Origin of the sequence: Sporolactobacillus sp. Y61 (genome assembly GCF_040529185.1) — a bacterium.
Classification (GTDB): Bacteria; Bacillota; Bacilli; order Bacillales; family Sporolactobacillaceae; genus Sporolactobacillus.
Window position 1 is genome coordinate 2,998,114 of sequence record NZ_CP159510.1, and the last position, 10,358, is coordinate 3,008,471.

10 protein-coding genes and 1 pseudogene are annotated in these 10,358 nt (G+C 44.8%); 4 read left to right on the forward strand and 7 right to left on the reverse strand.

The window, feature by feature from the left end; genetic code table 11:
* Nucleotides 1–6 precede the first annotated feature (6 nt).
* Nucleotides 7–1,680 carry a hypothetical protein gene (locus tag ABNN70_RS14380; protein WP_353948181.1) on the reverse strand — a complete coding sequence of 558 codons (1,674 nt, stop codon included), beginning with the start codon at nucleotides 1,678–1,680 and terminating at the stop codon, nucleotides 7–9.
* A gap of 187 nt (nucleotides 1,681–1,867) precedes the next feature.
* On the opposite strand from ABNN70_RS14380, the gene ABNN70_RS14385 reads away from it, so the two are divergent.
* The 3 genes from ABNN70_RS14385 (at nucleotide 1,868) to ABNN70_RS14395 (ending at nucleotide 3,526) form a co-directional block, all read left to right on the forward strand.
* A complete protein-coding gene (locus tag ABNN70_RS14385; protein WP_129928032.1) occupies nucleotides 1,868–2,305 on the forward strand; it encodes an HIT family protein in 438 nt (145 codons plus the stop codon).
* 120 nt (nucleotides 2,306–2,425) lie between these two features.
* Complete coding sequence (locus tag ABNN70_RS14390; RefSeq protein WP_353948182.1) at nucleotides 2,426–2,971, forward strand: tryptophan transporter; 546 nt, start codon at nucleotides 2,426–2,428, stop codon at nucleotides 2,969–2,971.
* A gap of 150 nt (nucleotides 2,972–3,121) precedes the next feature.
* Nucleotides 3,122–3,526, forward strand: a complete 405-nt coding sequence (locus ABNN70_RS14395; protein WP_353948183.1) for a YtxH domain-containing protein — start codon at nucleotides 3,122–3,124, stop codon at nucleotides 3,524–3,526.
* A 98-nt stretch (nucleotides 3,527–3,624) separates the two neighbouring features.
* Here ABNN70_RS14395 and ABNN70_RS14400 read toward each other — a convergent pair.
* Both ABNN70_RS14400 and ABNN70_RS14405 read right to left on the reverse strand, forming a co-directional pair.
* Nucleotides 3,625–4,856: pseudogene (locus ABNN70_RS14400) on the reverse strand (aminopeptidase).
* A 97-nt stretch (nucleotides 4,857–4,953) separates the two neighbouring features.
* Nucleotides 4,954–5,574, reverse strand: coding sequence for a YpmS family protein (locus ABNN70_RS14405; protein ID WP_353948184.1), 621 nt, complete (start codon nucleotides 5,572–5,574; stop codon nucleotides 4,954–4,956).
* Between the two features lie 311 nt (nucleotides 5,575–5,885).
* Here ABNN70_RS14405 and ABNN70_RS14410 point away from each other — a divergent pair, with 311 nt between their 5' ends.
* A complete protein-coding gene (locus ABNN70_RS14410) occupies nucleotides 5,886–6,755 on the forward strand; it encodes a peptidylprolyl isomerase (RefSeq protein ID WP_129928027.1) in 870 nt (289 codons plus the stop codon).
* A 49-nt stretch (nucleotides 6,756–6,804) separates the two neighbouring features.
* Here ABNN70_RS14410 and ABNN70_RS14415 read toward each other — a convergent pair whose 3' ends face one another.
* From ABNN70_RS14415 to ABNN70_RS14430, 4 genes are all read right to left on the reverse strand, one after another.
* Nucleotides 6,805–7,095 (reverse strand): sporulation YhaL family protein, encoded by a 291-nt coding sequence (locus tag ABNN70_RS14415; RefSeq protein ID WP_129928026.1) that lies wholly within the window; start codon nucleotides 7,093–7,095, stop codon nucleotides 6,805–6,807.
* A gap of 97 nt (nucleotides 7,096–7,192) precedes the next feature.
* On the reverse strand, nucleotides 7,193–8,188 hold the full coding sequence (gene yhaM / locus ABNN70_RS14420) for a 3'-5' exoribonuclease YhaM (protein ID WP_129928025.1): 996 nt from the start codon (nucleotides 8,186–8,188) through the stop codon (nucleotides 7,193–7,195).
* A gap of 64 nt (nucleotides 8,189–8,252) precedes the next feature.
* The gene (locus ABNN70_RS14425) at nucleotides 8,253–9,629 is read right to left on the reverse strand and encodes a HAMP domain-containing sensor histidine kinase (protein WP_353948185.1); all 1,377 of its coding nucleotides are present in this window, start codon (nucleotides 9,627–9,629) and stop codon (nucleotides 8,253–8,255) included.
* The gene (locus ABNN70_RS14430; RefSeq protein ID WP_353948186.1) at nucleotides 9,629–10,306 is read right to left on the reverse strand and encodes a response regulator transcription factor; all 678 of its coding nucleotides are present in this window, start codon (nucleotides 10,304–10,306) and stop codon (nucleotides 9,629–9,631) included. Before ABNN70_RS14430 ends, ABNN70_RS14425 begins: the two co-directional genes overlap by 1 nt.
* Nucleotides 10,307–10,358: the final 52 nt, after the last annotated feature.

Below are 10,358 nucleotides of genomic sequence, written 5' to 3' on the forward strand. Positions count from 1 at the left end.
TTTTATTCAGGATCCGGTAAATTTGATTTTTTTCACAGATAAAATCTTTTCATCGGTATCGACATACTGAATCGACACCTGATCTCCCGTACGCATAAATACAGTATAAGGATTTTGCCGGGAAGAGACGGTAAAGATCTTTTCCTGACCTTTGAGCATGAACTGTGTCACCGTCTGATGCGACTCAATATCCTGGTACCTGTAAATCTGGGTCACCGGCGCGCTCAGTTCCTTCAATAATGCCTGATCAGTCGGGGCGGCATCATCACTTGCTACGCGCGTCGCAACGGTATATTTATAGTTGTCAAATAACGTCCGTTTATCGGTTTCCGCGCTGTAGACATTCTCGTTCTTTGCATGGATCAGCATAATCTCACGAAGCACATCGTTGGTGTCCATTAAGGGGACGACCCACGTCTTCTGCCCATAAATCGTGTACAGATTGGGAATGCCTGCTTCATATTTATTCTGCTTGAATGTCTTCTCCGCAACATTCATTGCCGATTTCCCATTGATTAAACCATTTGCACCGGAATAGTATATCATTTTTCCGGTCCGTGTATCGAGCATGGAATAGCCGACCATCGCGCCGCTGCCAGATTTTGGTCTTGTAAAATCCGTAAACCAGTTCAGAGCAAGTTTATGATTGAAAACGCCGTTCACCTCATCAGACTGAGACCATTCCGTCGGGCTTTTCACATCTTCCTGAGCAAAATGCCTGTTCCAGAACCCGTGGACATTTTCACCGTACCACCGATTCCATTGCTCTGCTATATTTGAAGGGATTGCCTGATCGATAAAAGCAGGTATGGCGTTCATCTTGTAATCTTTTATTCTTCCTGTTTCCGGATCGATAACAAACACACCCTGTACGTCGGGAATCTGACGCAGCTTCTGATAATAACCATAAGCCATCACATAGTAAGGCTTCCCGGATTCGTCCGGTTCAAAACTGGGACGGAACAGTACCTGACGGGTATGGGAACTTCTGACATGTCGCTTCAGGTCCTCATTAAAATAGGCGGTCGGTACATATTTCATCTTGCTCTTTACAAGAGAAGCATTGGCATTTTCATTTTCTGCATTCATCCGGATATAACCCGGGACCTGATGGCTGTTCATCCATTTAAAAAATCCGGTATACTCAATCGGTGTAACCCAGTACAGGTGTCCGTCAATTTTCTGCAGTGAGGTATGGCCAAGCTCATAATAAGAGACATGATCCAGTTCACCCAGCACTTTCTCACTTTTATAACGTGCATATTTTTCCGGGACAACCGGGATATGCTGCTCATCCATGGATATATCGTCTTTTTCCACAACCGTTGTCCGCTCTGCAACATAGTGATACTGCGCCCTGGTAATGGTTAAGGGATAAAGAAAATGAAGATAACAGAAAAAGAGAATCAAAATCACGCCCAGAGCAGGGGATATAGTGCCGAACCGCGTCCTGTAATAGGTAACATCCGCCACCAGGAAAATACCCCAGATCAGCGAACCATAGCTGAGAAACGCCTGCCAGGTCTGATCAACCAGCCCGAAATAAGACAGCACGAAGACGATCAGGAGGCCAAGGACGAGCCTGCCTGCCTGTGTCAGTATGAAAGCTTTTCGGCGGCGATATTTCAGCCAGACTGCAGGATTTAAAGTTAACGCAAGAAGGCTGAGTAAATAGATCATGAGATTCCTCCAATTATCAAATGCATACTATTCTAATTAAATCAGAAGACGCGGATACATTCAAGAATATTTCGGAATGACGAGCGTATATTCTTTTCCCCTTCACGGAACATGAAGATGTGATAAAATAGAGTCAATTCTATAATTCTATTGAAATAAAAAGCCGGTAACAGAAAGGATGAAGATCATGACGGAAGAGTCAGATTGCATATTCTGCAAAATCATACGTGGAGAGATCCCAAGTGCCAGAGTTTACGAAGATGAGGATGTATATGCCTTCCTTGATCTCGGTCAGGTGACAAAAGGGCATACGCTGATCATTCCGAAAGTCCATCAGAAAGATATATTTCATCTGAATCCGGATATAGCCGCCGGACTCTTCCGCCGCGTTCCGATGATTGCAGCAGCCATTAACAAAGCGTTCCATCCGGAAGGTATCAATCTGCTGAATAATAACGGATCGATTGCCGGGCAGAGTGTCTTCCATTATCATTTACATTTGATTCCGCGTTATGGCGATTCCGACACCTTTACCTTCGGCTTTAAGACGCATACGGATGACTACTCAAAGGAGCAGTTCGCTCATATCGCCGAAGAAATCGCGAAAAACATTGAAAAGCCGTAAAAGACCTGTTTAGAAATATTGCATTTTCTGAGCATGACGTGTATATTATTGATTACACCTTGCAGCAGGCCGGTGGGGCACTGCTGGAGGAAAAAACAGCTTAGCTGAGGAGAGATTAGAATGGAATTAAAGAAACTGATTATTGTTGGATTATTTTTAGCCATAGGAGCCGTTCTGCATGCGGTTGTGCCCGGGTTTTTCTTCGGAATGAAACCGGACTTGATGCTGGTTCTGCTCTTTCTTGCCCTGTACTTTTTTGCCGATTATAAATCCTTTCTCGCGATCGGTCTTGCTGCCGGAATACTCGGCGCATTGACGACTTCGATGCCGGCCGGACAGATTCCGTCAGTGATCGATAAATTTACAACAACTGTCGCGGTATTCTTCGCCTACCAGCTTATTGCATCAAAAATGGCAGGCAAAACGAAATATTTCACCTGCGTGGCTATCAGCTTTCTGGGAACGGCATTAAGCGGTGCTATATTCCTTGGCGCGATGATCCTGCTGATGAATGCTCCCCTGTCTTTTCCGACGCTGTATCTGGCACTCGTACTTCCTACGGCTGCCTTCAATATGGTCTGCGTCGCTTTACTCTACCCGATCATTATTCGCATCGCCCGGAGAAGCCAGTTGATTCAAAGTAAGCCCAAATCGTTAACACATTAACTCATAAAATGTCGTTGGTCCCTGCTGTTCAGCAGGGGCTTTTTTTGATCCTGTTCAGCCAGGAGCAAGGGACATGAAGTGATAACAGATCATAAGTAGGGTATAATATAGTTAGTATAAACAGAATACTTCACAAAGAGGTGACAGATATTGGGTAAATTCCTGTCATATACCCTGGGCGCGATTATCGGTGGTGCTGTCGGTGGAACGGTGGTGCTGCTGACAACGCCTAAAAATGGTGCTGAAGTGAGAAATGAAATCAAAGCAAAAGCATCATCGATTCAGCAGCCCCTGAAAGATGCCGCAGACAATCTGGGTGTTGTAAAAGATCGGGTGATTGCTTTAAAAGATGACAGTGTTCCTGTTCTGAAATCAACGGTCTCAGATTTAGGCAGTCTGCTCAAAGAATGGAAAGAGGATGTTCAGCCTTATCTGACAAGAATCAAGAATAATGTTGTCCAGCTTGAAGCTGCAAAAGAGAAACTGACCAATAAACTGCAGGCACACTCCCCGGAAAAGAAACCGGGAGAGGAACAGACGCCACCCTCCCTCTGATTTGATAGGGAAACCCCTGGATGATTAACCATCCAGGGGTTTCTTCAGTATTTCGACATCAGTATAAGCTGCTAGGACAGGCGCCAGTTGTTTCTTCATCAGAAAGCCCAAAGTCCGTTTCGGAAAACCGGCTCCCATTTTCCGTCCGCTGTCTGGCCGTCAATATCAAGCTCAGCTGATCCAATCATAAAATCGACATGAACCAGGCTGTCATTTGCACCGTGCGCGTTCAATTCATCACGAGACATATCCGCCCCTCCATCCAGACAGGTCGGATACGCTTTTCCGATCGCCAAATGACAAGATGCGTTTTCGTCATATAATGTCGTATGAAATACCATTTCCGATGCTGATATCGGTGAATCATCAGGTACGAGGGCGACTTCACCCAGGTAATGCGAACCTTCGTCTGTTTCGATCAGACGCCTGATGACTTTTTCACCCTGCTCTGCATGTACCTTTACGATACGCCCCTTTTCAAAGGTCAGAGACAGGTTCTCAATCAGAGTACCCCCATAAATCAATGGCCTGGTGCTCGTAACTGTCCCGTTCACACCGTTCTTATCCGGGAGAGTATAGACTTCTTCAGTCGGCATGTTGGCGACAAATCTGGCCCCGTTAGCTGCTGTCGAAGCACCGCCGTCCCAGTGATACAGTGGATCAAATGCAATGTCAAGGTCCGTTCCCGGCGCATGATAATGAAGTTTCGTGTATTTTTTCTTATTCAGTACGGCCCGCTTTTTCGCCAGTGTATCCAAATGGGATTCCCACGCCTGAATCGGATCCTCCCGGTCAACACGGGTCATACGGAAGATCACATCCCAGAGATCGTTCATCGCCACCTCCCGTATTTTCCCCGGAAGAGCTTCTTCGCCCACTCTACAGTTGGATAAATCAGAATCGTCCAGCTGACACGGTCATTCATCCGATAATTATAATACGTATTCAGCGCCGTCCACATAGCCTCCTGATTCAGTGCTACTTTATGAGGATCGATGCCGTCGGTCATGCCGATTCCGGTTGTACGGATATCAATACATGCTGCTCCCCGTTTGACAAGGGACTCAAGCATATCCGCTTTCCAGACTGGATACTCACGAATCACTTCTTCATTGGCATATTTCAGACGCATTCTGTCCAATTGATCATCCGTCCAGTTAAAATAGACGCGTTTCGCTCCTGCCTCATACGCCTTCCTCGTCACCATTCTCGCCAGTTCTCCGGCATCGATGGGAGATTTGACGATCACTTCCTGCCCCTTTTGCACATGCGCACCGACTTTGACCGCTAATTCCGCATATTTTTCTAGTTTTTGTAAAAATGTTTTCATCCTCTTCGCCTCCAGTTGTGACGTTCGGTAAAACGTTTCCAATGCTTATTGTATCACGCATACCCGATGTTATAGCAAGTCCGTTCACAAGTCTGTATCATTTGCCCTTGTCCTGCTGATGAACAGTAAAGGATACCTCATCCGGCAGATTAATCGTCTCTGCTCTGAGATACAGACCATCCTGTATCTTCACTTGAGTGAGGTTAATATATATTTCACGATGATTCGGGTTGATGACGACCCATTCCGGAAAATCCGTACCGGCTTTCAGAAAGCTTAATACCTCTTTATCCGGAAGGTTCAGGCTTCCAATTTTTACATCAGCTTCCTTTAATATAATGTCTCCATGACTGACTTTCGGATCAAAAGTCAGTGAGAAGGGAATACCAGTGAAGAGAAGCCGAAAATGGCCTTTCAACACAAGGTGTTTTCCGATCGTTACGTGATAAGTCAGACGATCATTCTCAGCGGACCTGATCTGATTGTTGATCAGCGATTCCAGTTGCTGCCTGTTTGCCTGTACAGTAAAAATAGCCTCGCTCCTGCTCTTGTCATCCAGGTTGTCCTGCTGTATTTCCTTCTCTGAAGACCCGCCGGTAAGTGCAATGGTCAGAAAAAGTACCGCAGCGAGGATGAGCAGCAAGAGTACAAAAAAAGCTGTTTTCCAGAAATTTCTTTCTCTTTTCTGATGTCTTGCTTTTCTAAGACCTGTTAACACGCTTTATGCCCCTCTCAGGCTTAAATATCAGTGACGCATCCATTGTGTTTTGAAAACTCTTTTCGCATTAATTTATTATAGCTTATTTCCATCTCACGGCAAAAGGCGCTACTTCAATCTGTTCGCTCATTCTCGTTCAGAAAGGTCCTGCTGTTTTCCATTCTCGACAACCGCTCCTGTTTTCGGTTAGAATGGACAGTGTTAATTCAATCCGTCATTTCTCTTAAGAAAAAATAAGTGCGACGGATAAAAAAGCGTTCCTTCGAAAAACTGTAAGTAGAATGGAACAATTCATAATAGGAGTGGACATAGTGAAGAAACTGATTATCGTACTTACTGCGGTGCTCGTTCTCGCAAGCCTTTCCGCATGCGGAAACGGTGAGGGCAGTGCTGCTGTTGTAAAAACAGATAGTGGGAACATTACCAAAGCGGATTTCTACAATGAAATGAAAAAAACATACGGAGATCAGGTCCTTCAGAATCTTGTATTTGAGAAACTGCTTCAAGACAAGTATAACGTGTCCGGGAAGGCCGTGGACAAAAAATATAATGAGGTCGTTAAGTCTTTCCCGAGCGAGCAGCAGTTTGAACAGGCACTTGCTCAAAACAATCTGAAGAAAAGTCAGTTTAAACGTCAGATCAAAGATTCTCTGATGATGACCAAAGCACAGCAGGAAGGAATCAAAGTCTCAGATAAGGATCTAAAGGATTATTTTAATAAGAATGCGAATCAGCTGGTTGAGCTGAAAGCCAGTCATATCCTGGTTCAGGATAAGAAGACAGCAGATAACCTGGTCAAACAGTTAAAGGGCGGTGCCGATTTCGCTGAACTTGCGAAAAAGAACACAATCGATACAGCCACAAAAAATGCCGGCGGCGAACTGGGCTGGTTCAAGCAGTCCACCATGGTTCCAGAATTCAGCAATGCAGCCATGAAACTGAAAGTCGGCCAGATCAGCAGTCCTGTCTACTCTAAGACGGACGGTGGATACCATATTATCAAGCTTGAGGGTAAGCGTGATGATTATAATTCGCTCAAATCGTCTGCAAAAGAAGCGTATCTGGCAAGCAAACAGAAATCACAGAGTGAAGTCATGCAGAAACTGATTAAAGAGGCCAATATAAAAGTAGAGGATAAAGATTTCAAAGATCTATTCAATAATGCGTCGGCAGCTCAATAAAGTATCACTTCAATCAGTACCAAAACCGAAAAAAATCCCAAAGCCACATCTACATGGCTTTGGGATTTTTTCCTTTATGACGCCGTTGTTTCTCTGCCTCAATACGTTTCATATAGACATTTCCCTGTGTTTCCACCCATTCCTGATCCACTTCCTTATCCTGTCTAGAAAAGGAAAAGGCCTGGTAGCCGCTGAACAGAATGCCGGCAAGTAGCAGATACACCCACCAGTCCACACTTTCCATTGCGGTCAATACCGGATCAGTCATACCGAACTGTTGCATCATGAAGAGTAAAAAAAGCAGGGCAACAGCATAAAGTGAACGTCTTGCCTGTTTCATTTTTCCGCCTCCCGCATAAATGATAGATAAGGATACCGTTTCGTATCACGAAGCCTGTACCCTATCTCTATGCGGAAGTCTGGACAATTAGACGTCTTCAGTCGTGCTTTTCAGAGTCCGATGAAAGTTTTTCCTGTTCTTTTTCTTCAGCCTGATCAAATGACGGTCTGTACAGAGAACGATTATCCATTGCAAAAATCCGTTCTGAGAATTCACCCGGGCGTGTCTTTCGAATCGCCCGTGTCATAATATTAATCTTCGCATCCATGTCATCCAGAATATGAAGGATTTCCGCTTCTTTAAACATCGGCGGTTTCGGACTCCCCCATTCAGGATGTTCATGATGACTGAGCACCATGTGCTGCAGCAGCAGCACTTCCTCTTTATCCTCGATATCCAGCTCTTTTGCCACCTCACCGATCTCATCGACCATGATTGAGATATGCCCGATCAGGTTTCCTTCAAGGGTATAACGTGTCGCGGTCACTCCGGATAATTCTTTCAATTTCCCCATATCATGCAGGATAATACCTGCATACAGAAGATCACTGTTGATTTCCGGATATAACTTCACAACCGATCTGGCCAGCTCCAGCATGCAACATACATGATAGGCCAGCCCGGACAGGAAATTATGATGGATGCGTACCGCTGCCGGATATTCAAAAAAAGACTGATGATGCTTTTTGAGCAAGGCCCGCGTCAGCCTCTGAATCACCGGATTTTTTATATCGAATAAAAACTGGGTGATTTTGTCTTTCAGCTCATCTGCCGAAACCGGTGCAGCCATGACAAGTTCGGATTTATCTATTGCATCACGCGCATCCGCCATGCGGATATTGCGGATCTTGAATTGATTTCTCCCGCGGAATGTCGTGATGTCGCCTTCTGCCAGAACGACCACTCCGGTGACATAGTTTTTTTCATCCTCGGGAGTCGAGCCCCAGAGTTTCGATTCAATGTCCCCTGTTTTATCCTGAAGAATTAGCGTGAGGAAGGGTTTACCGTTACTAGCCGTCCCGCGTTTGACTGATTTGATCAAAAGAAAATCGCGAACATGCTCGCCCTCCTTATAGAATGCAATACCTTTCAAATAGAATCATCCCTTTCTGATCAACAGACGATCACTCGTTAACCTTTCAATAGCATGTTATATTTTATCGCTCTTCCTCCGGCAATACCCCGTCCGGAGGTGCAGGAAGGGTGATCACAAAAGCAACGCCCTCTGCCAGGTTCCTTGCGGTGATGCTGCCGCCATGAGAATGGACAATCCGGCTGACAATCGCCAGTCCGAGCCCAAACTGACCTTTTTTCCCTTTTTCAAAGGGGCGGAACATGGATGTCAGCTGGTTATCCGGAATGTGTTCCCCATCATTTTCAATCGAAATCCGCGTCTCATGACCTGATCCAACGGCTTTCATCGTGATCCTTTTTTTGGCGTAGCGCAGCGCATTTTCCACCAGATTTTCGCAAACGGTCTGAAGCTGTTCTCTGTCTCCCCAGACCACTGTTTCTTCACCTTCAATGTCAATGGTGATATCCGGACGCTGAACCCCCAGACGTTCCCTGATTCGGACGGCAAGATCACCGAACCGAATCAGGTGATAATCAATGGTCTGACCGCTTAAAGAATCAAACCGGGTAAAGTCAAGCAGTTTTTTCACCTTTGTCTCCATCTGTTCCGCTTCATTAATGATGACGTCGATAGAATCATCCAGATTTCCCCGGGGATAAATTTTGTCTTTTACAGACTGGGCATAACTGTGAACCACCATAATCGGGGTCTTCAGTTCATGAGAGGCCTGCTGCAGAAATACCTTTTGCGATTTATCGTATTTGATCAGGTTGCGTCTCATCTTCTCAAACTGAGAAGACAGGCGTTCAAATTCTTCATCACCTTTCCATTCAAATGGTTTTTCCCAGTTCAGACGCGAAATTTCTTCGAAACGTCTTCCTAATATATCCAGAGGACGCTTTAAATATCTTGCCAGCCAGAAGGAAATAAACAGACTGAAAATCCCGACAACGATAAATATATAAATCATGCGTGTCCAAAGTTCATGCATCAGTTCTTTCGGGTATGTATCCCACATATAGGACACGAGATACGCATGGCCGAGATTATCAGTAACCTTTCTGACCACATAATACAATGTCGCACCCTGATATTCCAGCTCGTACCGCTTTACGTTCACATTCTGGCTGACCAAATCCCGCCTGATCCGTTTATAAACTGAAGGCTGACGAATCAGATTACCATACAGCTGATCATATGATCCGTCGATAATCACATTGCCAACAGCTTTAGCCGCCTGCTGACGGTCCAGTTCCGTTTTCGAGTCTCCGATTCCATAATTTCCTCTGCCCTGATACAGCGTCTCCTGTACATATTCAATCGTATCAAAGGAATCCTCCCGCAAGGCACTTTTTATCATAAAAGGATAAACAATGGATGTCACAACACCGATCAGCAGGATCAGCAAAGCAAAAGAAAGCCAGATACGCTTGGTCAGTGTCCACCTTATCCGAATCATCAGGACACAACCCTGTATCCGGAACCGTAAACTGTTTCAAGAGAAAGTCTGCTCAGTTTTCTTCTGATCCGTCGTACCACATCATCGACTGCGCGATCAGATCCTACATAATCTTTTCCCCATACTTCTTTCAGAATTTCTTTCCGTGATTTCGCCACATTGGCATTTTCTACCAGATAAAGGAGAACATCGAATTCTTTGGTCGTCAGATCGATGACATGGTCTTCTTCATCAAAGACTTTTCGTCTGACCACATCAATCTGATATTTGGATATCACAAGCATACTCTCATGTATCCCGTTACCGTACACGCGATGTAACAATTTTTTTGCGCGGATAACCAGTTCTTTGGGCAGAAAAGGCTTCGCCAGATAATCATCACTTCCGAGCTCGAGTCCGATGATTTTATCCAGATCCTGGTCCCTCGCTGAAATAAATATTACCGGTTGTTCTGAATGATTCTCTTTAATTTTTTTTAACAGATCATAACCATTCATGCCCGGAAGCATAATATCGAGTATCCACAGGTGGACACCATTATGCATATATTTCACAGCTTCTTCAGCCGTATGAAATACGGAAACCTCCCAGCCTTCTTTTTCCATATAAGCTTTAAGGATTGATGCCAGGGTTTCTTCATCTTCTACCAAATTAATTTTAAAAGTCGTTTCATCCATTACTGATCCGTCCCTGTTCGTTCATTATTTACGCTTTTCTTTAATAAATTAT